Source organism: Thermodesulfobacterium sp. (assembly GCF_030445475.1).
In the GTDB taxonomy this organism is placed as follows: domain Bacteria; phylum Desulfobacterota; class Thermodesulfobacteria; order Thermodesulfobacteriales; family Thermodesulfobacteriaceae; genus Thermodesulfobacterium; species Thermodesulfobacterium commune.
In genome coordinates this window covers 47,799-72,044 of sequence record NZ_JASUTP010000003.1, presented here as the reverse complement: position 1 = coordinate 72,044, position 24,246 = coordinate 47,799, and the positions used below count along the sequence as shown (strand labels likewise).

23 protein-coding genes are annotated in these 24,246 nt (G+C 38.1%); 4 read left to right on the top strand and 19 right to left on the bottom strand.

Annotated features, from left to right (window positions below):
- Window positions 1-43 precede the first annotated feature (43 nt).
- From trxB to PWP26_RS02345, 4 genes are read left to right on the top strand one after another with little or no spacing between them, the layout of a single operon-like run.
- On the top strand, window positions 44-982 hold the full coding sequence (gene trxB, locus PWP26_RS02360) for a thioredoxin-disulfide reductase (RefSeq protein WP_301398892.1): 939 nt from the start codon (window positions 44-46) through the stop codon (window positions 980-982).
- On the top strand, window positions 966-2,621 hold the full coding sequence (locus tag PWP26_RS02355; RefSeq protein WP_301398891.1) for a PhnD/SsuA/transferrin family substrate-binding protein: 1,656 nt from the start codon (window positions 966-968) through the stop codon (window positions 2,619-2,621). Before trxB ends, PWP26_RS02355 begins: the two co-directional genes overlap by 17 nt.
- Complete coding sequence (locus PWP26_RS02350) at window positions 2,608-4,209, top strand: ATP-binding protein (protein WP_273010371.1); 1,602 nt, start codon at window positions 2,608-2,610, stop codon at window positions 4,207-4,209. Before PWP26_RS02355 ends, PWP26_RS02350 begins: the two co-directional genes overlap by 14 nt.
- Complete coding sequence (locus PWP26_RS02345) at window positions 4,199-5,560, top strand: sigma-54 dependent transcriptional regulator (protein ID WP_301398890.1); 1,362 nt, start codon at window positions 4,199-4,201, stop codon at window positions 5,558-5,560. Before PWP26_RS02350 ends, PWP26_RS02345 begins: the two co-directional genes overlap by 11 nt.
- Window positions 5,561-5,635: 75 nt before the next feature.
- Here PWP26_RS02345 and PWP26_RS02340 read toward each other — a convergent pair whose 3' ends face one another.
- From PWP26_RS02340 to PWP26_RS02250, 19 genes are all read right to left on the bottom strand, one after another.
- On the bottom strand, window positions 5,636-7,501 hold the full coding sequence (locus tag PWP26_RS02340; protein WP_301398889.1) for a methyl-accepting chemotaxis protein: 1,866 nt from the start codon (window positions 7,499-7,501) through the stop codon (window positions 5,636-5,638).
- 186 nt (window positions 7,502-7,687) lie between these two features.
- Window positions 7,688-9,052 carry an NADH-quinone oxidoreductase subunit N gene (locus tag PWP26_RS02335; protein WP_301398888.1) on the bottom strand — a complete coding sequence of 455 codons (1,365 nt, stop codon included), beginning with the start codon at window positions 9,050-9,052 and terminating at the stop codon, window positions 7,688-7,690.
- 30 nt (window positions 9,053-9,082) lie between these two features.
- A complete protein-coding gene (locus PWP26_RS02330; RefSeq protein ID WP_287567884.1) occupies window positions 9,083-10,549 on the bottom strand; it encodes an NADH-quinone oxidoreductase subunit M in 1,467 nt (488 codons plus the stop codon).
- 12 nt (window positions 10,550-10,561) lie between these two features.
- Window positions 10,562-12,340, bottom strand: a complete 1,779-nt coding sequence (locus PWP26_RS02325; RefSeq protein WP_028841141.1) for a Na(+)/H(+) antiporter subunit D — start codon at window positions 12,338-12,340, stop codon at window positions 10,562-10,564.
- Window positions 12,330-12,581 (bottom strand): hypothetical protein, encoded by a 252-nt coding sequence (locus PWP26_RS02320; protein WP_028841142.1) that lies wholly within the window; start codon window positions 12,579-12,581, stop codon window positions 12,330-12,332. Before PWP26_RS02320 ends, PWP26_RS02325 begins: the two co-directional genes overlap by 11 nt.
- A gap of 14 nt (window positions 12,582-12,595) precedes the next feature.
- The gene (locus tag PWP26_RS02315; protein ID WP_156874783.1) at window positions 12,596-12,745 is read right to left on the bottom strand and encodes a hypothetical protein; all 150 of its coding nucleotides are present in this window, start codon (window positions 12,743-12,745) and stop codon (window positions 12,596-12,598) included.
- Window positions 12,742-14,223 (bottom strand): monovalent cation/H+ antiporter subunit D family protein, encoded by a 1,482-nt coding sequence (locus tag PWP26_RS02310; protein WP_287567882.1) that lies wholly within the window; start codon window positions 14,221-14,223, stop codon window positions 12,742-12,744. Before PWP26_RS02310 ends, PWP26_RS02315 begins: the two co-directional genes overlap by 4 nt.
- Before the next feature lies 1 nt (window position 14,224).
- The gene (gene nuoK, locus PWP26_RS02305) at window positions 14,225-14,530 is read right to left on the bottom strand and encodes an NADH-quinone oxidoreductase subunit NuoK (RefSeq protein WP_301398886.1); all 306 of its coding nucleotides are present in this window, start codon (window positions 14,528-14,530) and stop codon (window positions 14,225-14,227) included.
- A complete protein-coding gene (locus tag PWP26_RS02300) occupies window positions 14,517-15,038 on the bottom strand; it encodes an NADH-quinone oxidoreductase subunit J (RefSeq protein ID WP_301398885.1) in 522 nt (173 codons plus the stop codon). Before PWP26_RS02300 ends, nuoK begins: the two co-directional genes overlap by 14 nt.
- A 9-nt stretch (window positions 15,039-15,047) precedes the next feature.
- Window positions 15,048-16,061: an NADH-quinone oxidoreductase subunit NuoH gene (nuoH, locus tag PWP26_RS02295; RefSeq protein ID WP_301398884.1), complete on the bottom strand. Its 1,014-nt coding sequence runs from the start codon at window positions 16,059-16,061 to the stop codon at window positions 15,048-15,050.
- Window positions 16,062-16,082: 21 nt separating this feature from the next.
- The gene (locus tag PWP26_RS02290; protein WP_028841146.1) at window positions 16,083-16,565 is read right to left on the bottom strand and encodes an NADH-quinone oxidoreductase subunit C; all 483 of its coding nucleotides are present in this window, start codon (window positions 16,563-16,565) and stop codon (window positions 16,083-16,085) included.
- Entirely contained in the window at window positions 16,547-16,930 is a 384-nt protein-coding gene (locus tag PWP26_RS02285; RefSeq protein ID WP_022855751.1) for an NADH-quinone oxidoreductase subunit A, read from the bottom strand. Before PWP26_RS02285 ends, PWP26_RS02290 begins: the two co-directional genes overlap by 19 nt.
- A 3-nt stretch (window positions 16,931-16,933) precedes the next feature.
- Window positions 16,934-17,494 carry an NADH-quinone oxidoreductase subunit NuoI gene (gene nuoI, locus PWP26_RS02280; RefSeq protein WP_028841148.1) on the bottom strand — a complete coding sequence of 187 codons (561 nt, stop codon included), beginning with the start codon at window positions 17,492-17,494 and terminating at the stop codon, window positions 16,934-16,936.
- Window positions 17,491-18,696: an NADH-quinone oxidoreductase subunit D gene (locus PWP26_RS02275; protein ID WP_022855753.1), complete on the bottom strand. Its 1,206-nt coding sequence runs from the start codon at window positions 18,694-18,696 to the stop codon at window positions 17,491-17,493. Before PWP26_RS02275 ends, nuoI begins: the two co-directional genes overlap by 4 nt.
- Window positions 18,693-19,190 (bottom strand): NADH-quinone oxidoreductase subunit B, encoded by a 498-nt coding sequence (locus PWP26_RS02270; RefSeq protein ID WP_081856540.1) that lies wholly within the window; start codon window positions 19,188-19,190, stop codon window positions 18,693-18,695. The genes PWP26_RS02275 and PWP26_RS02270 overlap by 4 nt, the downstream gene beginning before the upstream one ends.
- Before the next feature lies 1 nt (window position 19,191).
- Window positions 19,192-19,698, bottom strand: coding sequence for a 4Fe-4S dicluster domain-containing protein (locus tag PWP26_RS02265; protein WP_038061373.1), 507 nt, complete (start codon window positions 19,696-19,698; stop codon window positions 19,192-19,194).
- 14 nt (window positions 19,699-19,712) lie between these two features.
- Window positions 19,713-21,800 carry a molybdopterin-dependent oxidoreductase gene (locus PWP26_RS02260; protein ID WP_038061370.1) on the bottom strand — a complete coding sequence of 696 codons (2,088 nt, stop codon included), beginning with the start codon at window positions 21,798-21,800 and terminating at the stop codon, window positions 19,713-19,715.
- Window positions 21,801-21,956: 156 nt separating this feature from the next.
- On the bottom strand, window positions 21,957-23,153 hold the full coding sequence (nrfD, locus tag PWP26_RS02255; protein WP_051754610.1) for an NrfD/PsrC family molybdoenzyme membrane anchor subunit: 1,197 nt from the start codon (window positions 23,151-23,153) through the stop codon (window positions 21,957-21,959).
- 2 nt (window positions 23,154-23,155) lie between these two features.
- Window positions 23,156-24,115: a 4Fe-4S dicluster domain-containing protein gene (locus tag PWP26_RS02250; RefSeq protein ID WP_301398883.1), complete on the bottom strand. Its 960-nt coding sequence runs from the start codon at window positions 24,113-24,115 to the stop codon at window positions 23,156-23,158.
- Window positions 24,116-24,246: the final 131 nt, after the last annotated feature.

Genomic DNA, 24,246 nt, shown 5'->3' with positions numbered 1-24,246 from the left:
AAATTATAATATAAAACTAAAAAAAGTAAAATGGGAAACCAAAATGACCCAACAAACTACTTATGATCTAACCATAATAGGTGAAGGGCCTGCAGGTCTTACTGCCTATCTTTATGCTCAAAGGGGGATGCTAAACACTCTACTTATAGAAAAAAACTTTTTAGGTGGTCAGGTAGTCCTTACAGAACAGATAGAAAACTATCCCGGATTTCCTGAAGGTATATCAGGGTTTGACTTGATAGAAAAGATGGTTAAGCAAGTAGAAAGATTAGGGTTGAACTTATTATCAAAAGAAGTCGTTAGTATAGAAAAAGAACAGGAACTTTTTAAAATCTGGTTTTCTGACAAGACCTACGTTTTAAGTTATGCGGTGATCTTAGCTTTAGGGGCATCCCCTAAAAAATTAGGTATTCCTGGGGAAAAGGAATTGATAGGCAAGGGAGTTTCTTTTTGTGCTACCTGTGACGGACCTTTTTTTAAGGATGAGGTGGTGGCTGTGGTAGGAGGTGGAGATTCGGCTCTTAAAGAAGCCTTAGAACTTACCAAGTTTGTAAAAAAGATTTTTTTAATTCATCGAAGAGATAAGTTTAGGGCTGAGGCCTATTTGCAAAATTTGGTTTTTAAAAACCCTAAGATTGAGATAATCTTGAACTCGACTGTAGAGGCTATCGAAGGAAAACACAAGGTAGAAAGGATAAAGGTTTTAGATAAAAAAACAGGAGAACTAAAATATTTAGAAGTTTCTAGGGTCTTTATTTTTATAGGATATGAGCCTAATACCTCTTGGTTAAAAGGTTTCGTAGAGTTAGACCCTAACGGTTTTATAATTACAGATAAAAAGATGGAAACCTCTCAGAAGGGAATTTTTGCCTGTGGAGACTGCGTTAGTAAACCCTTTAGGCAAATAGTGATTGCCTGTGGTGAGGGCGCTGTAGCCGCACTTAGCGTTAGAGAGTATTTAGAAGATGTTAAAAAGAAATAGGTTTTGGGCTCTATTTTTAACCATCTTCTTAGGGTTTTTATTATCCGGGTGTTTTAAAGACAAAGGAAGACAAACTCAGGAAAATAAGCCCTCGGAGGTTTTAAACGGACCTCCTTTAGTTATAGGGGTCTTAAACGTAAGCTCTCCTCAACAAACCTTTTTACAGCTTTATCCTTTAAAAACCTATTTAGAAAATCAACTTAAAAAACCTGTTTCGATAGACATCTCAGCCAACTTTGAAGAGCTAACCCAAAAAGTGGCAGAGGATAAACTACATCTTCTAATGATAGACCCAGCTTTTTACTGCGAATTAAAGGCCCTTTATCCTCAAAAGATTTTTCCTCTAGTTAAGCCCAAGGGAGGACAGGGAGAGGCAAGCAGCATTTTTGTAACCAAAGAAAATTCAGGAATAGAAAGGATTTTTGATGCTGTTAACAAACGGCTTGCCTTAGGGGATAAAAATTCTTCTTTCAGTTATCTAATCCCTTTGTCCATGCTAAAAGACTTAGAACTTTCTTTAAAAGACTTTTCTAAGGTAGATTTTTTAGGTCAGGAAAAAAGGATTGCTCTCTCTGTATTGATAGGAGATTATGAGGTAGGAGCCTTAAGTGAATCGATAGCCAAACCTTATTTAACCTCAGGTCTTAAAGTAATAAAGTCCTCTGAAAAAGTGCCTGTATTTTTGATTGCTTCAACCTCTGCTTTAAAAGAGAAACAGTTATTAAAAGAAATCCTTGTGTCTCTTCCTAAAGAGGTTTTAACTAACCTGCAGATAGAAAAACTTGTGCCTGCTGAAGACAGAGACTTTGACTACATAAGAGTACTGATAAAATTATTTAAAGGAAAGGATTTAATAAAATACGGGCCTGATACCATAAAGGTTGCCATTTTACCTCTTTACAGTCCGCTTACTATCTATCAGAGGTTTGATCCTTTGATGAAGTATCTTTCAGAAAAGACAGGAAAGGAGTTTAAAATTGTCATCCCTAAAAATTTCGAAGAATTTATCACCTTAGTAAAGAAAAAAGAAGTACACTTTGCCTATCAAAATCCCTATGTTTATGCTCTTCTGTCGAAATCTGGGCATGCAAAGGCTATAGCCCTAACCGTAGGAGAAGACTGTATAGATGAATCAAGTGAGATATGTGGAGGGGACAGGTTTAGAGGGATTATTATCGTAAGAAAAGATAGTCCGATTAAAAAGATAGAAGATTTAAAAAACAAAAGAATTTTCATAGTTTCTCCTTATTCTGCCGGTGGTTTTCTTTCACAAAAAATTTATTTAGAAAAGAGAGGATACAATTTAAGGAGAGATTTTCGGTTAGTAGACGTGAAAAGGCAAGAAAGGGTGATCATCGGGGTGTATAAAAAAGAGGCAGACGCAGGTTTCATAAGAGAGGCAGCTCTTGGTGTTTTTGGAAAAGAAGTAGATCTCTCTCAGATAGAAGTTTTGACCCCAACAGAGTTTTTACCAAACTGGCCCTGGGCGGTGGTTAAAGCAGACAAGGACCTCGCCAAAAAAGTCCAAGAATCACTCACCCATCTACCTGCTTCTATCCTGAAAAACCTGAAAGTAAAAAAATTTAAACCTGTGGAAGATAAAGAATTTGAACCTATAAAAAGATATGTTAATCCGTAAAGATTTTTTATCAACTTTTTATAAACTCTTAAGAAGTTTTAGCATTAAAAGCAGAATCTTTCTTTCTTTTTTGTTTTTGATAACCTTACTACTTTTTAGCGTAAATTTTTTGATAATAAACTACCAAAAAAATTCTTTAAAAAATCAATATTATGAAGGGCTAACCCATAACTTAGAAAACTTTTCTTTAGAGGTGGTAGACTGGTTGGTTTTTTTTGACCCTCTTAAACTCGAAGAAAAGGTAAGTTCTTTAAAAAACCTTCCAGGGATAGTATATGTGATGGTTGTTGACAAAAACGGAAGGATAGTAGCTCATACCAATCCTTCTAAATTAGGCCAATTTATTCCTGTAAATGATTCTACCTTCAAAACCTGGGAAAGTTTAGATAATAATGGGATAAAGCACTTTAACCGTCCGGTTTTCAAAGAAGACTTTTCGTTAGGTGCGGTTAGAATAGGAGTTTCAGAAGCAGACATTAATGATTTTATTGAACACTCTATAAATACGCTGAAACGTTATATGCTTTTTATATCGGGAGTTTTTTTGCTGGTAGCGCTTGTGGTGGCGTACTTTATATCTATCACCCTAACCAAACCACTAAACAAACTTAAAAAAAGCATTCAAAAAGTGCAGGCTAACAAGTTTGAATTTTGTGAAAATGAAAAACTTATTTTATGTAAAGACTTCTACCAGTGCAAGGATTATCGATGCCCTTCTTACGGAAAAACCAGATGTTGGCTTAACGAAGATTCGAAAAAATGGTGTAAGAGTGTTTTAAAAATTGAGTGTGAAGACTGTTTTGTTTATAAGTATTCATGTGGTGATGAGTTAGGTTATGTAATAGAAAGTTTTAATAAGATGGTAGCAGACCTAAGGTCTTATATGGAACAACTTGATAAAGCCACCAAAGAAAAAATTAAGCTTGAAAAATATTCTGCGGTTTCAGAGATGGCCATGGTGGTTGCTCATGAAATCAAAAATCCGTTAAACTCTATTAAGGCTGCTTGTTCTTACCTTAAAACCAACTTTAAAGGTAAAGTTTTGCAGGAATTTCTTTCTATCATAGACAAAGAAACCCAAAGATTAAATGAACTGATCACCGGTTTTTTAACTTATGCAAGGCCTGTTCCTTTAAAACTTGAAAAAACGCAGATTAATAATATCATAAAAGAAATAATAAATTTGGTGAAACCTGAGTTTGAAGAAGAAGGAAAACAAATAGAATTAAGTTTAGATCCTTCTATACCTGAGTTTTATTTTGACCCCTATCAACTCAAACAGGTGATGTTAAACCTTTTGGTAAACGCCGGAGACGCTACGAAAAAAGGGGATAAAATCTCGGTTGCGACACAAAGAGAAGGGGGATTGGTAGTTATTTCTGTAAAAGATACGGGTGAAGGGATACCAGAAGAACTGTTAGATAAGGTGTTTGAACCGTTTTTTACTACTAAAGTTACAGGGTCAGGACTTGGACTTGCTTGTGTAGAAAAAATCGTTAGAGAACATGGAGGCAAAGTATCTGTTTTTAGTAAAAAAGGAGAAGGGACAGAATTTAAGGTTTTCCTCCCGATAAGATATGAAATATAAGATACTTTTTATAGATGACGAGATAAACAGTCTAAAAACCATTTCTACCATCCTCAAAAAACATGATTACACTATAATAACCGCCCAAACCGTAGAAGAGGGTATTTTTCAGCTTAGAAAACACAAACCTCACTGTCTACTTCTTGATTATAGACTTCCTGGTATGGACGGGATAGAAATGTTAAGATGGCTAAGAAAAGAAAACATCATGTTGCCGGTAATCATGCTTACTGCTTATGGAACGATCGAAAAAGCTGTAGAGGCTATGAAATTAGGGGCTTTTCATTATCTGGTAAAACCGGTTGACCCTGAACTTCTGGTTGAGGTAATCAAAGATGCCATCTCTAAACATGAAAAATTAGACTATAAAGAAGATATCTCTCATAAATTTCCAGAGATCATAGCTAAAAGTTCGGTAATGAAAGAAATTTTTTATATAATAGAAATGGTAGCTGATAGTAACTCTAACGTGCTTATTACTGGAGAATCTGGTACAGGTAAAGAACTGATAGCAAGGGCAATCCATAGGCTCTCCAAAAGAAAAGACCGTCCGTTTATAGTGGTTGACTGCACTACCCTTCCAGAGAATCTTTTAGAAAGCGAACTTTTTGGATACGAAAAAGGAGCATTTACCGGAGCTACAGAGAAAAAAATAGGACTTTTAGAGTTAGCTAACGGGGGCACTGTATTTTTAGACGAGATAGGAGAATTACCTACAAGTCTACAAAAAAAGTTTTTAAGATTCTTGCAAGAAAAGGAATTTCAAAGGTTGGGAGGACTTAACAAAATCAAGGTTGATGTAAGGGTGATTGCTGCTACCAACAGAGATCTCGAAAACGCAGTCAAGGAAGGCACTTTTAGAGAAGACCTGTACTGGAGGCTTAACGTAGTAAGGGTGCACCTACCTCCCCTTAGGGAAAGAAAAGAAGATATTCCTCTTCTTATACAGCATTTTGTCCAAAAATTTGCTAAGGAAAACAATCGTCCTATACCGATGGTAGAACCTGAGGTGATGGACATGTTGATAAACTACGAATGGCCTGGCAATGTAAGAGAACTTATGCATGTGATAGAAAGAGCGGTTATTCTTTCTACCTCTGGTGTAATTTCACTTAAACATCTACCAAAAAGAATTTTAGGTTCAAAAGAAAAAGAAATGTCTTCCTCGAACACCTTAAACCTGTTAGAGATGGAAAAAACCCTTATCCTTAAAGCGTTAGAAGAAACCGGATGGAACCAAACTAAAGCGGCTCAGTTGTTAGGCATCTCAAGAAAACAACTGAGGACTAAGATGAAACACCATGGACTTCTTTCTGGAATTTCTAACCAGGAAGAAGAGGAAAAAGATTAAAACATAAAATAAAACATAAAATAAATCTATAGGCTCCCTCTAAAGGAGGGAGCCTAATTGACCTAAGATTATACATTATACCTTAAACTGAGAAACTATATCTTTAATCTCTTCAGCAATTCTTCCTACTTCTTCACCTGATGCCTTAAGCTTTTGAGAAGAGCTAATCAATTTTTCTACACCAATCTTTATGGCTTGAGCGTGATCTTCGTTTAAAAGCACTTTGTCTCTGGCAAAAGTGATGTGCTCAAAAACGTTTTGGACAACTATAGCCTGTTCTTCAACTGCTGCAGCGATAGCCACCGCTGCCTCTTCTACTTTTTTCATCATTTCTACGATACTTCCTACAGAATGAGCAACTGAATTGCTATTCTGTAATAAAAGGTCGATCTTTTTCTTGATGTTTTCTGTAGCAACTTGTGTTTGTTTGGCAAGCTCTTTAACTTCGTTGGCTACTACGGTAAACCCCTTGCCAGCTTCCCCAGCACGAGCTGCCTCAATCGATGCATTGAGGGCAAGAAGATTGGTCTGGTCTGCGATATCTTTAATCAGGTCTACTACTTCTATGATCGTTGAAGAAGATGAAATCAACTCTTCTACTAAATTTTTTGATTTATCTACTTCTCTGGCAGTATCAGCTACGATTGACTTGCTTAACTGGGCTTTTTCGCTTATCTCTTTGATGGCTCTAGTAAGCTCATCAAGTTGAGTGGTAACATTGTTTATAACCTCTACGGTCTCAGATGAACTTGCACTTATAAGGTCTGCTTTTTCCGTAAATTCCTTAACAGAGTTAAAGGTGGTGTCTACATCGTCTTGAAGTTTTTTAGAAAGTCTAAACAAATCCTCAGCCTTTTCTATTAGGTTTTTAACTATCGAAGCTAAAGTTTCTAAGAAATGGTTAAATTTAGAGGCTAACACTCCTAACTCGTCTTGAGACTTAACTTCAAATCTAAAGGTTAAATCGCCTCCACCTCTACCGAGTTCTTCTACCATATTGGTTGTGTCTGACAAAGATTGTGAGATTTTCTGTAAGGTTTTGTTTATCACCATAAAACCAAAGAAAAACACCACAAAGGCAACAAGCCCCAAGATAAATCCGCTAAAACGAAAAAGATTTATAATCTCTCCACGCTTGATACCTATGATAATAAATCCTATCTGGTTGTTTGAATAATCATAAAGAGGAATGGCGTGAAAAACTAAAGAGCCAACCTCCACAGGGTATTTTTTGGCATTAATAAGCTTTTTTAGTAAGTTCTCTTCGATGTTTTCGGTTTTAGAATAAAGAATTCCTTTGTCTAAGACTTTGGCCTCACCCTTAGCAAGATAAGGGCTCATAATCTTTTCTAAGTCCTTGTTTACAAGGATCACATAATGGGAAATTTGAGTATAAGTAGACTGTAAATTTTTAACTAAATCTCTAAGATTCATTCCCAATTCAACAGAACCAATGGTTTGTCCATCTCTTACTATAGGAGCAATACCCCTAAGGAAAAGACCGTCTCTTCCTGCCTCAAGTCCAGTAAGAAGCTGTTTTTCCTTCTGCACTTTAGCTACAGTAAAACGAAAAGTGGATAAGTCGTCAAGTTTTACATCTTCCCCTTGAGGACGGTTCCAGCGTAAAAAAGACCTTGGGCCAGGAAGATGAAAATGTATATGATATTTACTTATTCCAGCAGCTTTAATCTGAGGGGTCACTGTTTCCCGAAGGGTCTGACCATACTTTTCAAAAATTTTTTTATTGGCATCATTTACCTCAGAAAGTGTACCAGCTTCCTTAAGTAAAGATACATAAACATCACTGACAGCTTTATTGGACAACAAAGAGGCATAGGATGCAAGGATTTCTCCTTCATCTTTAATGGTTATCTTATACGCGTTCGCAAGAATCCCAATAAGTTTTTCTGTATCCTTAGCATAGATAAAATGCTTGGTCATCACATACAAAAAAAGCCGGTTATCAAAAAGAATATCAAAGAAATGTAGAAAAGTTTCTTTTTTAACTGTTTAATTAATGAAAAATTGGCCATACCAATCCCTCCTTTTTTATTTTTTCCATATATTTTTATATTATACATATTTCTTTAAAAAATAATTCTTGATTTAAAAATTACTATAGATACTTTAAGGCAAAAAAGGAAAAATCCCAAGGATTATGGTAAAACTTAAGGTAAAAACGAGTATTAATCTTAAAGACAGAGGTGTAGAAGGTAGAGATATTTCTCCTTCATAGAAAAACATCTTTACCCCAACCCTTAGATAATAGTATGCGGAAAGGATGCTGAAAAGAATAGAAATTACCGCAACCCAGGTATATCCAGACTCTATGATAGACTTAAATATAAAAAATTTGGCTACAAAACCACCAAAAGGGGGAAGGCCTGTCAGGGAAAAAAGGAAAACTAACATGGATATAGCTAAAAATAGGTTAGCCTGAGAAAGTCCTAAAAAGGCATTTATCCTTTCTCCTTGAGGAAAAGAAATAAGAGTAGCAAAAGCACCAAGGTTCATAAAGGTATATACAAGGGCATAAAAAGAAATAGCCTTGAGTCCTGAGGTTGAGCAGGCTATAACCGCAAGTAAAAGATAGCCTGCATGGGCTATAGAAGAATAGGCAAGAAGACGTTTAAGATTGACCTGTCTTAAGGCTAAGATATTACCTATAGCTGCAGTTAAAAGAGCTACAAAAATCAAAGGTCCTATCCATAGCTCAGGTTTTTGAGACAAGGCTTCTGTCAAAAAACTTGCCATAACCCCTATGGCAGCAACCTTAGGGCCTACAGACATAAAAGCTGTAACCGGAGTAGGAGCGCCTTCGTAAACATCAGGAGACCACTGATGAAAAGGGGCAAGCCCAGCCTTAAAAGTAAAGGCAGAAAGGATCAATATAATTCCCGTAAAAAGATAAAACGGATGTTGAGACATCAAAGGAAGGTTTTCAGCGATAATCTTAAAGGTTGTTCCTCCAAATATACTGTAAAAGATAGAAATCCCTAAAATCAACAAGGCTGAAAACATACTACCTAAGAGATAATACTTAAGTGCGGCCTCGTTTGTCTTAGGGTCTGTTACCACAAAACCAGCCAAAAGATAAAGACAAAGGGACATAAACTCTAAAGAAAGAAAAAGACTTAAAAGTTCCTTAGAAGAAACCATAAACATCATCCCTAAGGTGCTAAGCATAAGAAGAAGGTTAAACTCGTAAAAGAGTTCATCCTTTATCTGGGAGTAATTCATACCCAAAAGGCTACAAATCCCTAAGTTTATCAAAAACACAAGTTTTAAGGTTTGACTAAAGGAGTCGGCTACAAACATCCCTTTAAAGGCTTCTCCCTGAACCTGAAACAACGTAAGCAAAGTTAAAACAGAAAAAGCGATTACCAGCAAGGAATGAACCACCCTTTTTTTTATCCAAAGGCCTAATACAAAATAAAACAAAGTAAATCCTATAAAAAGAAGTTCAGGAAAAAACGGAGTCAAGTTTATCATGGTTACCTCCTAAAACTATTTCTAAAGGCCTTAGGTTAGAAAATTGATGATTTGTATCACCGAGTCCTTTAACACACCTAAAAGCACCTGGGGATAAAAACCTATCATAAAAACCAAGACCACTAAAGGTATAAACATTAGCACTTCTCTTAGGTTGAGGTCATAAAGTTGGTCTTTAATCTCAGCAGGCACCTCTTTAAATACAACCCGATAATAAAGCCAAACCATATAAGCGGTTCCCAAGACAAATCCCAGAGGTAAAAAAGCTCCTAAAAGGATTCTGTCTTTAAAAACACCAAGGGCTATCAAAAATTCCCCTATAAAAGAGTTAGTGCCTGGAAAACCTATGGCTGCCGCAGAAAAAAGGGTATAGAAAAACACAAAAATCGGAACAACCTCTCCAAGTCCTCCATATTTACTCAGGTCTCTTGTGTGTGTTCTTTCATAGATAGCACCTATACACATAAAAAGCGCACCGGTGACTATACCGTGATTGATCATTTGAAGGATTGCCCCTTCTATAGCTTCTTTATTTAGGGTAAAGATACCCAACGTAACAAAACCCATGTGGCTTATACTGGAATAGGCTATCAAACGTTTAAAGTCTGTTTGCATAAGGGTGACTAAGGCTCCATAAATAATCGCTATAACAGAAATTATTTGCATTACCTCTTTTAATCCAAGGGTTGCTTCTGGACAGAAAGGAATGGTAAACCTTAAAAATCCATAGGCCCCAACTTTAAGAAGAATACCTGCTAAAATAACCGAACCTGCGGTAGGGGCTTCTGTATGGGCATCAGGAAGCCAGGTATGGAAAGGGAACATAGGAACCTTCACGGCAAAAGCTACAAAAAAGGCTAAAAACAGCCAGTATTGAAGGTTTACAGGCAATTGAACTTTAGAAAGCTCTATGACATCAAAAGTCTTTCCTCCTGCATAATAAAGCACGATAATTCCTATTAACATCAACACACTACCAGCAAAGGTAAAGATTACAAACTTAACCGAGGCATAAATTCTGTTGTGACTACCCCAGATACCTATAAGCAAAAACATCGGGATAAGCATCGCTTCCCAAAAGACATAAAACAAAAACATGTCTAACGCACAAAAAACACCTAACATGATGGTTTCCATCATCAAAAGTAAAGCATAAAACTCTTTTACCCTTTGTTTAATAGCTGTCCAGGAACACAACACACATAAAACACTGATTAAAAGGGTTAACATAACAAAAAGTAAACTTATTCCATCTATCCCGACCTTATAGTAAGCGTTTAAGAAAGGAATCCACCAAAAGGTTTCTACAAATTGAAACTGTGGATTGGTTTTGTCAAAATTTGTCCACAAAGGAATACCAAAGACCAAGTTTAACAGGGTAGTCCCTAAGGCAATAAACTTAGCCAAACTCTCTTTTTTAACCAGAAAGATCAAAGCAGCCCCTAACAAAGGAAAGAAAATAAGAAAAGAAAGGGTTGGAAAGCCTAATTCACCCATCTACTCACCCCTTTAAGAAAGCATCGGTAAAACCAAAATTAACAAAAGGGTTATCAAACCTATGATCATGAGAAAGGCATAATCTGAAACCTTTCCTGTTTGGATTACTTTTATAATCTCACTTAACTTTAAAGATCCTTTGGCTAAGTTATGATAACTTTTGTCAACCCCAGAAGTATCAAATTTTTTAGAAAGCCTTGCTAAGGCTAACATACCTCTTACAAAGATTTTTTCGTAAGCCTCACCGATTATCTGGTAGTCTATCTTAGCGATCACCTTTTCTGCCAAAAACAAAAACCCAGCTGTGGCCTTGCGATAAAACCAGTCGGTATCAAGGTTTACACATCTGATTTCAGGAGGATAAAGGCCTGAAAGCATAAGTAGGGTAAAGGCTAAGGCCGAAAAAGCAAGAAGCTGTGTTTGATCGATTACATGGGCTGGGGTATAAGGGTTATAATCTACAGGATAAGGTAAGATACCATAAAGCGTTCCAGGGAAAATACCTATAGCCACACATAGAAAAGCCGCTATTCCCATGGCTACCAACATATGAGTAGGGGCTTCCTTAGGTTTTAAGCCAGAGTCATGGCTGAAAAAGGCAAAAAAGGGAATTTTAATTCCCGAGTGATGGAATACACCAGCAGAAGCAAATAAAAGCGTCAACCATATAAATAGCATTCCTCCTTCACCAGCGGCAGAAACTATCATAGACTTACTAACAAAACCACTGGTTAAAGGAACACCAGAAATAGAAGCTGCACCAACGATACAGAATATCGTCGTAAGAGGCATATACTTATATAATCCCCCCAGGTCAGTGGCATTAATCTTCCCAGTTCTATAAAGCACTGCCCCCATAGACATAAAAAGCAAGGCTTTATACAGGATATGGCAAAAGGCATGGGCTACTGTACCGTTTAAAGAAAGTTGGGTCCCAATCCCAATACCTGTGATCATAAATCCAACCTGGTTTATAAGGCTATAGGAAAGCACTCGCCTGAGATTATTTTCGATCACGGCATAAAATATAGGAAAAGCGGTCATCAAAGCCCCTATATAGATTAAAAGCTCTGTCCCGTAAAAACCTCTTGCCAAAACATAGACTGCTGTCTTGGTTGTAAAAGCAGAAAGGAAGACCGTTCCTGTTTCGGTAGACTCAGGATAAGCATCAGGAAGCCAGGCATGAAGGATAGGAAAGGCAGCGTTAATCCCAAAACCCAAAAAGATAAGCCAAGAAGCTAAATCTTGATAATTCAACCCGATATATTCAAACTTAAGAGAACCTGTTTGTTTAAACCAGAGTACCATACCTCCTAAAAGCAATAAACCTCCGGCTAAATGAACCAACAGATACCTCATACCTGCAGAAATAGCTTTTTTATTCCTAGCTGTAAGGATGACCAAGGTTGAAGCTAAGGCCATAATCTCCCAGAAAACATAAAGTGTAGCTAAGTCTCCTGCGAAAACCACCCCTAAAGCTGCACCTGCATAGATAAAAGCAGATACTAAATGAAGGTTGTCTTTAACATGAAGGCTGTAGATGGCAGCTATAACCGAAATTAAAGAAAAAATATACCCAAAAGGCAAAGACAACCTGTCTACCCTTTTTAAAACAAGCTCTAAATCAAGCACCTTAAAAACCCATGAGATACCCTCTGACAAACTAATTACATAGAAAAAAGTCAAAAGCGGTAATCCTACTATATAAACGCTCCTAAGCCTACCTCTTAAAAAAGGGATTAACAAACTTCCAAAGATGAGGATGAGTGCAGGGGGTATGTTAATCATCATAGTAGTCTTCCCTCCTCATTACCAGAGGCCTTAAAATGTGCTTTGCTGCTAACACCAACAACACACAGGCTACAAAACCAAAGGTTCCATAAAAAGAAGGATAACCATCAAAACCGAAATAAGCATGTTTATGGATAAAAGGGTCTATTAAAACTACCAGCACCAAAAATAGATAAAACCCTCTTAAAAACCTCTTAACGTTTTCCTGATAATCAAAAAAACCTTTTTTTTCTTCTTGCATAAAGGTACCCCCCTTTAGTGAGGCCTGTATCCCAGATAAAAGATGAAAAACAAATACAAAACAGCAATGGTAAAAACTATGTAAAATGCCCTTTTGTATCCTGGCCAGGGGTTATGTTTTAGTATTTGTCTTTCTTGGGCTCCATTTTCCTGAGGCAAGCTCACCTAATAACCTCCTTAGCAAGGTTTATTAAAAAGTCCGGATAAAGACCTAAAATAACGCTGATGATAGCTGTAATCAAAAGGGTAGTAGCCATAAAAGGGTTTTCTTTGACTGGATGATGGGTTTCATGCCCTTCTCCCTTATATTCCTTAAAATAAGCTCTATAAACTATGGGAAAAAAATAGCCTGCATTAAGTAAAGAACTAAAAAGAAGGACAACTAAGGTCCAAAAATTATGGGCTTCTATGGTACCAAGAAGGAGATACCATTTGGTAATAAAGCCTCCTACCATAGGGATACCTACCATACCAAGTGCTCCTATCGTAAAAGAGGCCATGGTAATAGGTAGTTTTTTCGCTATACCGTCGAGTTGACTAACCTCAGTTTTGTGAGCACAAACATAGATAGAGCCAGCACAAAAAAAGAGGGTTATTTTGGCAAAGGCATGGTTAGAGATATGGATAATGCTTCCGATAGTACCATGATAGGTAAGCAAAAGAGCACCTAGTAAGATGTATGAAAGTTGACTAACGGTTGAATAGGCAAGCCTTGCTTTTAAGTTATCTCTGGTAAGGGCGATGATCGAAGCAGTGGTAATGGTAAAAGCTGCTATAAAAATAGCCAAATCCTTGGTATAAAGAAGTTTCATCGTTTCTTGACCAAACACAAAAAATATGGTTCTTAACACGGTAAAAACCCCGGTTTTTACCACCGCTACCGCATGAAGAAGGGCAGAAACCGGAGTAGGTGCCACCATCGCCGCAGGAAGCCAACCATGTAAAGGCATGGCTGCAGCCTTGGCAAATCCATAAAAATACATAAGAAAAAGTACACTTAAAAGTCCTCGATGAGCCTCTACTATATGGCTAGGGAAGATTCCTCCTTTTTGAAACTCAAGGGTACCTGCTAAAAGATAGGTGATGGTTATGGCTGCTACCAAAAACAGCTTAGCAGAACCTATCAAATAAATGGCATACTTTCTCGCCCCGGCTCGAGCCTCTTGTGTCTCATGATGAGCCACTAAAGGATAGGTTACAAAGGTAAGGGCTTCGTAAAATAAAAACATCGTAAAAAGGTTGGCAGAAAAAGCAACCCCTATGGTAGAGGAAAGGGCAGCGGCAAAACAAGCATAAAATCGAGTTTGTTTTTGTTCGTGATGCCCCCTCATGTATCCTATAGAATAAAACGTAGTAATGATCCATAAAAATGAGGCTCCAAGGGCAAAAAGTAGTCCCATCGCATCTACTCTAAACTTCAAGGAAATACCAGGAAGTATAGAGAAGACTTCAAACTCTAAAATCTTTCCTGAAACTACCTCAGGGACCATCGATAAAACCAAGATAAATTTGATTATACCTGCCAAAACAGACCAGAATTCTCTTAAGTTAGGATTCCTTTCTCCGGTAGCGATGATAAAGGGTATAGCTAAAAGAGAAACCAGCACACAGAGTAAAGGTGTGATAGAGGTTTCTACTACCATCTTAGTCTTCCCTCAATAAATTGAATTCGTCTACTTTTAAGGTTGCTTTATTACGATAGGTTATAACCAAGAGAATAAGACCCACAGCTACAGCTCCAGCAGCACACCCTATGATAAAAAGCGCCATAACCTGAGGTCTTATGTCTTGTAAATAATGGCCTAAAGCCACTAAAGAAAGATTGACTGCATTAAGCATAATCTCTATAGAAAGAAGTAACATTATCAGGTTTCTTCTGATAAGAAAACCTACCAGACCTATCCCAAAAAGACAAAAGCTTAAAATAAGATACCAATTAAGAGGAACCATCCTTCTTCCTCCCGAAAAGCATTATCCCTATCCCAATAAGGGGTACTAAAAGGATAAACCCTAACAAAATAAGAGGATAAACATAGTCGCTAAAAAGAACCAAGCCTAAGGCTTTACTGTGTCCTTCCTTTTCTATAAACTCTATGGTATAAGGACCTTGATAAAAAATCTTATAATTCAAACCACCTATTACTAAAAAAAACACCAGCAAAAGAATAGCCCAAACTCTTAACTGCCAAGACTTTAAAAACACCTCACCTTTTTCTTCCTCTTTCAGGTCTAACAGAAAGATGACAAACAAAAACATCACCAAGATCGCCCCTGCATAAACTATAATCTGTACCACCGCTAAAAATTCTGCATTAAGTAAAAGATACAACCCTCCTAAATGCACAAAGGTTAATAAAATCCAGAGCAAACTTTTTACAGGATTTTTCTGAGTAATACCTAAAATCCCTGTCCCTAAAATCATCAAGGCAAAATAAAGAAAAAGACCTTGTAGAACCATCCTTTTCTCCTATGCAAACAACTTTTTAAACAAGATGGTAATAAAAAGGTTCACAAATCCCAAAGGTATTAGAACTTTCCATCCAAGACTTAATAACTGGTCAAACCTGTATCTTGGGAAAGTAGCCCTAACCCAGATATAAAGAAAGATAAAAAGATACACCTTTAACAAAAACCACACCCATCCTGGTATCCACTTCAAAAAAGGAAGAATAGCCATCACATATTTAGGAACGGTCCATCCACCTAAATAACACAGCGCTGCCAGGCTTGCCATGATATACATAGCTGTATATTCTCCGAGGAAAAACAAGGCATACCTAAAAGCACTATATTCGGTTAGATACCCAGCAACCAGCTCGGTTTCTGCCTCAGGAAGGTCAAAAGGGGTTCTGTTGGTTTCAGCAAAGGCAGCGATCACAAAAACCACGAAACCTATTATCTGAGGTATGGCATAAAAACCAAAAAGGGAGTTATGCTGAGCAACGACGATGTCGCTCAGCTTAAGAGATCCTGCCATAAGAACTACCGAGGCTAAGCTTAAGGTTAGAGCGATTTCGTAGCTTAGCACCTGAGCAGCTGACCTTAGTCCACCTAAAAAGGAATATCTGCTGTTAGAGGACCAGCCTGCAAGGATAATACCATATACAGCCAAACTGGCTGAAGCCAGAATAAAAAGAACTCCTACGTTGAGGTCTGCTAAAATAAAACCTTGCTCAAAAGGGATGACCGTAAGATTAACCGCGGTAAAAGCAAAAACTATGATCGGAGCTATCTTAAATACCGGTTGATAGGCAGATTGAGGGATTATGTCTTCTTTTCCGAAAATTTTTAAAAAATCAGCTAAAGGCTGAAGAATACCATGAGGTCCTACTTCTTTTGGACCAAAACGTGCCTGAGCTCTTCCGATTATCTTTCTTTCAGCATAGGTGGTAAAGGCCACATGCACCAAGGTTATAGCAAAGATAAATACAGTTTTTAAAACCAAAAAACCAAACTGATAAAAATCTAAAGTTCTATCCATGGTTTGTCCTTCTCCCTAAGTCTAACGGATTAGGTCCTTTACTCCATCCCAGGGGCCTTCCCCTTTAACAGGATAATCTTTTCTCAAAGGATAACCTTTCCAGTCTTCTGGCATGTAAATCCTTTTTAAATCTGGATGCCCTTTAAAAACGATCCCAAACATGTCATAGCATTCCCTTTCTAACCAGTTGGCAACAGGCCAAAGGTCTACTACACTGTCTATGGTAAGGTCTTCTTCATCGATAAGGGCTTTTATCCTAAGCTGAACCTTATTAGGAAGGCTATAAAGCTGATAAACTACCGCAAAACGAGGGATCTTCCCTAAAAAATCTACCCCAAAAAGGTCTTGCAGATAGTTAAAACTCCAATTCTCTTTAAGCCACCTTAAAACAGCTTTTACTTTATCTTTTTTTACCACCAAAAACTTCTGTTTTCTAAACTCTCCTATCTCTAAAATTTCTTCTTTAAATTGCTGTTGAAGGTCCTTTAAGATCTCTTCAACCATTCCAAAGCCTCCTTTTTGATCTCATAAAAATAGCCTAACAAAATAAGAAAGATAAAAAACAGCATCCCCCAGAAACCAAGGAAACCAAGGCTATTAAAGGTTAAGGCCCAAGGAAAAAGAAAGACCAACTCCACGTCAAACACCACAAAAAGGATAGCTAACACATAATAACCGATGAAGAACCTTTCTCTTACCTCTCCTGAAGGCAAATTACCTGATTCATAGGCCATAAGTTTCACAGCGGTCTTTTTCTTTGGACTAAGCAATTGATTTATAAAAATCGCGGCCACACTAAAAATGGTAGCCAAAATTAACATCAAAAAAACAGGCAAGTATTTTATCGGTAAGTAAGTACCTGGGGTCACAGGCTAACCCTCCTTTTTAATCCTGATAGGGGTAGGAAACCTTTTTTCATAAGGAAGTCTTATCCTTTCTATCCCTCTTAGATACCAGAATTTGTTTATATATTCTTGGTGCTTATAAAGACTTAAAAACTCATCCCAGTTTTGAAGTAACTTTTCTTTGGTAAAGTAATTTTCCTCTTTATCGTATGCTGCATACTCATAAAACTCAGTAAGGACGATAGCATTTACAGGGCATACCTCTACACAATATCCACAATAAACACATCTAAAGGCCTCAATTTCATATTTAGTAAGCACTCTTCTTCCTGAGGTTTCATCTTCCTTGTATCCGATGTAGATGCACTGAGAAGGACAAACTCTTGCACATCTTAAACAGGCCACACATCTCTCTTTACCTGTTTCAGGGTCTCTAACTAAGGCATGTCTTCCTCTAAAACCTGGAGCGATCTCTCTTTTTTGTTTGGGGTATCTTATGGTAACCGGCTGGGTAAAAATGGTTCTTAAGGTGATTAAAAGCCCTTTTATAAGGTCTATCAACAAGATCTTTTTTAACAGTTGTTTCATTTATCAGCCTCTCCCATAACGATATCAAGGGTTCCGATGATGGCTACCACGTCTGCCAAAAACTGACCCTCTGCAAGCTTAGGAATGGCTGAAATATGTATAAAAGAGGGCACCCTAATCCTTACCCGGTAAGGTCTCCCTGACCCATCACTTATGATAAAAAACCCAAGTTCTCCTTTTGCCCCTTCTACTGCTGAATAGATTTCCCCTTCAGGTAAAAGAGGTTCCTTCTCTTTTAAAAAAGAAATAAAAGCACCGGTAGACCAACCTTCTGGATGAAGCTTTTTTTTACCAGAAGGGGGAAGGTCTAACTCTATAGCGTTTTCTGCCAGGATACTTCCTTCTGGCATTTTCTGAATACATTGTTTAACTATTTTAGCAGATTGCCTCATCTCTTGGACACGACATAAATATCTATCATAGGTATCTCCGTGTTTTCCTACCGGGACCTCAAAATCTACCTCACTGTATGCGTCATAAGGGAAATGTTTTCTTACATCATAGTTTATTCCCGAACCCCTAAGACTGGGACCTGTAAGACCATAAGCTATAGCATCTTCAGGATTTATAACTCCAACCCCTCTGGTACGGGCTATCCAAATCCTGTTTTCTGTAAGCAAACCCTCGTATTCATCTATTTTTTGAAAAAATCCATCGATAAACCTGTCTATTTTTTCTAAGGTTTTTTCTTCTACATCAATCCTTACTCCTCCTATTCTTGGATAACTAAAGGTAAGCCTTGCTCCGCAAATTTCTTCTAAAAACCAGAGGATCTGTTCTCTTTCTCTAAAACAATAAAGAAAGACTGTCATCGCACCTATATCAAGGGCATGAGTAGCTAACCAAAGTAAATGATTGCTAATCCTTGACAATTCGCAGACCATAGTACGGAGAAACTTAGCTCTTGGAGGAGGCTCTATCCCTAAAAGTCTCTCAACAGCCACACAATAACCTACGTTGTTTATCATGCTTGCGATGTAATCTAACCTATCGGTTAAAGGTACAACTTGAGGATAGGTTTTAGTCTCAGCAAGCTTTTCTATACCTCGATGAAGATACCCTACCTCAGGCCTACAGCGGGCAACCCTTTCCCCCTCAAGTTCTAAAAAAAGCTTTAACACTCCATGGGTAGCTGGATGGTGAGGACCCATCTGTAAAACAAACTTTGAGGGTTCTATCTGTTCTAAAACATACCCTTTCATTTGTTATAACCTTCTAAAATTTTTTGTTGTAATTTTATAATCCCCTGGAAAAAAGCCTCTGGCCTTGGTGGACAACCAGGTATGTAAACATCTACCGGAAGGATCTGGTCTACCCCTTGCAAAACACTATAGGTTTGAAAAATTCCTCCGGTTGAGGCACAGCTACCTACCGCAATAACGAACTTAGGCTCTGGCATCTGATCATAAAGCCTTCTCACAATCGGAGCCATTTTATAGGTAACCGTTCCGGCTACTATCATCAAATCTGCTTGACGAGGAGAGGCTCTAAAAAGAACCCCTAACCTATCAAAATCATAGTGACTGGCACCGGCTGCCATCATCTCTATAGCACAACAGGCAAGCCCAAAGGTAAGGGGCCAAAGCGAATTTGCCCGGCCCCAGTTTATGAGTTTATCAAGGGTGGTGAGAAGGACACTATCAGTCCCCTTTACCAACTTTACCCCGTCTGCTATTTCAACCGTAGGGTTTTCCATCTTAATAGAGGTTAGCATAGGCTTCCTTTACAAACTTTTCTCTTTTAATAGTAGAAGCTTCTTGAGTTGAAACCCATTTTAAAGCATGGGTAGTACATTTAGACACACAAGCAGGTAAAAGTCCCTGGTCAATCCTGTCTTTACAATAGTCACACTTAACTACTTTCCCGGTCTCTGGGTTAAACTGAGGAATACCCCAGGGACAGGCAGTGATACAGTTTTTACAACCAACACAAAGATTTGGTTCTACAAAAACTATTCCATCTTTAGCCCTTTTCTGCATAGCTCCTGTGGGGCAGGCTTTTACACACCAGGGGTCTTCACAATGAAAACAGGGCATAAAGATAAACCGTTGAACCACCTGTTCGTTTATAGCTTTGATTTCGGTTGGGATGATCCTGCAAAGCCTTGGCCCAGGGCCTAACCCTTTGTTGGTTTTACAGTGAACTTCACAGGCAAAACAACCGATACATCTGTTGTGGTCCTGATATATATAATAAAGGCTCATAACTCCCCTCCTTCTTAAGCTTTTTTGACTTTTACAAAGTTTTCAAAAAGAACACCTGTATGGCTTCCTAATGCAAATTTATCAAAAGCTCCTTTAAGCAATCTTCCCTCGTTAAGCCCTTTACCATAAACCCTGCTTAGCCAGGGAATGTCATTTTGATATCCTCTTACCATAAACACTGCCTCAGGATGGATAAAAGGAGTTACTTTGGCCTTGATTTTTCCTGTATAGTCTCCTGAGGAAACCTCTACCCAATCCCCATCTTTTATCCCTAATCTTTCTGCTACCTCGTCGTTTATCCAGAGTTCGTTTTCTGGTTTGATTTCATTCAATAACGGATTATTCTGGGTCCTAACATGGGTATGCATGGCTGCTCTTCCAAAAATAAGTCTAAACTCTCCCTCTTCTACCTTAGGTTTCTCTGGAGTTTTATAAGGATAAAAGATTGGTACCTCTCTTTCTTGCATCTTGGAAGAAACAATTTCGATCTTTCCGGAAGGAGTTTTAAACTTTAGCTGATCCCGAGAATAAAGAACCTGCTCCTTACAAAGCGAAACAAAACCCTTAGCCTCAAAGTCCTCGATTTTTATCCCTGTACCCTCTAATTGATAATTCCAGATGTCCTCAATACTTTCATAGGGGACGTATTTTTCCAAACCAAGCTTTTTACATAACTGGGTAAAAATCCACCACCTGGGTTTGGTATCGTAAACCGGGTCGATGGCCTTCCTTCTTAAAATAAAAGCAGGTTTAGCCCCTCTCTGTAAACCAATGATGTCATCCCTTTCAAGATAGGTTGATTCTGGAAGGATAACATCGGCAAACCAACTGGTAGTACCATAATCTACAGGAATATGGACTAAAAGTTCAAGTTTCCTGGTGATTTCCTTAATATCTTCTAACGGCATCCCTGCAAAGGGGTCATATCTATACACAAAAAGTGCTTTTATAGGATAGGGTTCTTCAGTTTTGATCGCTTTGTATAGATGTAAGATATGGCCAGCTCCATCATACAAAAATCCCTTACCTAATTCAGCCTCAATTCGTTTATCTTGAGGGGCTGGAATGGGGTCTAAGAGACTTTTTAACGGTTGAGCCCCTACCTCTTTAGGAGATTTAGCTAAAATCAAACCTCCTTTTTGTTCCAAATTCCCAAGTAAAAAGTTTAATATCCAGACTGCCCTGGCATAATAGAAAGAATCTGTATACCTTGCACCAAACCAGTAAGGATAGATTATCACCCTTGGCTTAGCCTCAGAAAGTTCTCTTGCCAATTTTATGATTTGGTACTCAGGAACTCCAGACTCTGCTTCAGCCCACTTTGGAGTATAAGGTTTTATAAATTCTTCTAAATCTGTAATACCCAACATGTATTTATTTACAAAATCCCTGTCGTATAAATCTTCTTTTAAAATTTGATGGATCAAAGCCAGTACTACAGCATAGTCTGTCCCAGGTCTGATTCTTAAGTATCGTGTTGCCTTGGTGGCAGTTACGTTTACCCTTGGGTCAAAATAGGTAAGTTTAGCTCCCTTTTCTAAGGCTTTTAACACATTGTTAGCCTCTTTAACCACCACTGCATCAAAAAAGGCCCTACCAAAGGACACTATATGTCTGGCGTTAGCAAAATCATAACTTATTTGATTTCTCGGAATACCGATTAAACTTTGAAGTGCTAAATCTGCGTCTTTTCTACACAGGTCATCATGGTTAAAATAGTTAGGAGAACCTATCGCCTTGATAAAAACCCTTTGCATTTCTCCAAAAAGACCACCTCCTCGGTCTAAAAGAGCCACTGACTTAGGTCCGTATTTACCAATTATCTCAGAAAGTCTGTTGGCAATATAGTTCAAAGCTTCATCCCAAGAAACCCTTTTCCACTCTCCTGACCCTCTCTCCCCTATCCTTACCATAGGACCTTGAGGACGCTCAAAATCATATACGTGAACCAACCCAGCAGAGCCCCTGGCACACATTGAACCCTCGATACCAGCTGCATAGGGATTACCCTCTATCCAGGTAATCCTTCCATCTGTTACCTCAACCCTTATAGGACACCTTGCAGAACACATCCCACATACAGAAAACACCTGTTTTTTCATATGCCCTCCCCTGCCTGCTTTTTACCCCAAGTTTTTATGGAGTTTAATAACAAAATTTATGCCTAAAAACAGAAACAAACTTACTTGCCTATAAAGACTCTTTCTCCTAAACGATTAACCTATTTGGACTAAAGTTTGTCCCAAAAAGGACAGCGATTAGTCTGAAAGGATAGGAAGTCTTCTTATCATAAACCTGGTAGACAAGATGATTAACACAACCATCGAAAGAGAAAGCGCAACCTCCATCCAAGAGGGATAGTATTTTTGAGACCAAGGAATATACCAGTTATAGGCAATCAAACAGACGATCAGACGATTAACTATTATCCCCAGGGCTATCCAAAAAGACAATATCCTAACCCAAAAAGGTTTTTCTTCCTTTACGGCCCATAAAAGTAAAATCAATGGAATTACACCAAAAAGCAAATGTTCTAACACAAAAAGGACTCCATAGGTAGAACTTAAATTTATATAGTGTAGTTTTTCTTGATGGAACAGGTCCAATCCCCTAAGAAGAAGATATAACGTCAAAACTACAGCCAAAGCTTTTCCAAGACCAAGGGTCTTTTTATCAAATGCCTTTTGGTCAAACCTTTTTAGCTGATGTTTAAAATATCTATGGGTAATCGCACTTTCTATCACCACCACAGCCATTCCACCTAATACTGCTGTAATAAGGAAAAACAGAGGCAACAAAGGAGAATACCAGAGGGGATGTAGCTTGGTTGGAGCTATCAAAAAAAGTGCTCCTAAGGCTGACTGATGGCCACCGGCTATGATCACCCCAAAAGCCGTAGCCCAAATCCCCAAGGAAGAAAAGAAGTTTCTCAACCTTTCTTGCCCTAACCATTCAAAAAAGGAAGGGAACCACTCAACCACACAGATGATGATATACAGAAAGAAATGCCAACCAACTAAAAACAGCACCGATTCTAAACCCCAGGACCAAACGATAGGATAAAACACCCGATAATACCTTCCAAGGTCAAAAAGAAGGGCTATAACCGCAAAAACATATCCTAACAGGCTTGAAAGGATGGCAGGTCTGGCAAAACTCTTGTAATCTTTCAGTCTAAAAAGATATACCACAGTTCCTAAGGTTAACCCAGGAGCTGCAAGGGCGATACCTGCTAAAATGTCAAAGGCTATCCACAGCCCCCAAGGATAGTCGTTATTTAAGTTGGTCGCAGGACCAAGGCCAAAAATAAGCCTATAAACCATCGCGTAAAAACCAAAAAGCAAAATTATTCCTGCTATCACATTCCAAGGAGTAAAGAGCCCAAAAACATAAGACTTAAAATCTGGAGCTAAGAGCAACTTTTGTTTAAATCCCTTTAAATCAAACTTTTCCATCTTTATTCCTCGTCTTTACCCTTCTTAGACATAGCCTTATAAGCTAAGTAGACCAGCACCGGGGAGGCTAAAATTTCTAACACCTTTACCGCAAAAAGATAGTTTCTGGTATAAACCGCCGGACTTTTTTTAAGTCCAGTAGGTAATCCTATCTTTTCAAAAGGAACAGGAGAGAGATATAACCAGCTTGTCCCACCAAAATCGTCCTCCCCATAGACCTTAGGATAGTATCTATGTGGGTTGTCTGCAATCAATTTATAAGCAAGTTTTAATAACTCCTCCCGTTTCCCAAACTTCAAGGCATCAGCCGAACAAACAGCCACACAGGCAGGTACTTTGCCTTCAACCATCCTGTCAAAGCACATCGTGCATTTAGTAACCTGTGGGGTTAAAGGGTCATAGTATTCATAGGCAGGAATGTCAAAAGGACAGGCAACCATACAATACCTACATCCTACGCATACCGTAGGATTATAGATCACCGCCCCTTCTTCTGTCCTTGTAAATGCCCCAACAAAACACGAAGAAGCACAGGCTGGGTCTAAACAGTGCATACATTGTTTTTTTACATAGATAACTTTTCCGTCAACATCAAACCGATTTACTACCGTAAAAGCACCGGCAGAAGGTCTTCTAATTTTTTCAAAAACTGAATTGATTTCAAATCTTGACCTTTCAAAATTTTCTATCGGCTGATTAGGGTTTTTATTCCATTCATTACAGGCCCATTCACATCTACGACACCCTATACATTTAGTAGCATCAAAAAGTACGCCATAACTTCCTTCTTTAGGTTCGTACTTGCTCTCTTTTCTTTTTAGGTAAATCTCCCAGTTTTTAGCGTTGGCCTGGGTATGGATGGTTTTAAAAGCTCTTTCTTCTTCGATAAATTTAGAGGCTGAACCTATTCCCAAAAGCCCAGGCAAACTCAAAAAACCTTTCAAAAAATTCCTTCTCTTCATACCTATTTCCTAAAACTTTTTCTTAGACTTAAACCATAAAAAAAGCAGGATGAACATAAAAAACGCGGCTCCAGAAATTACATATTCCGCACCATGATAACTAAAAAGTTTTTCCCATATGTACATCTTTT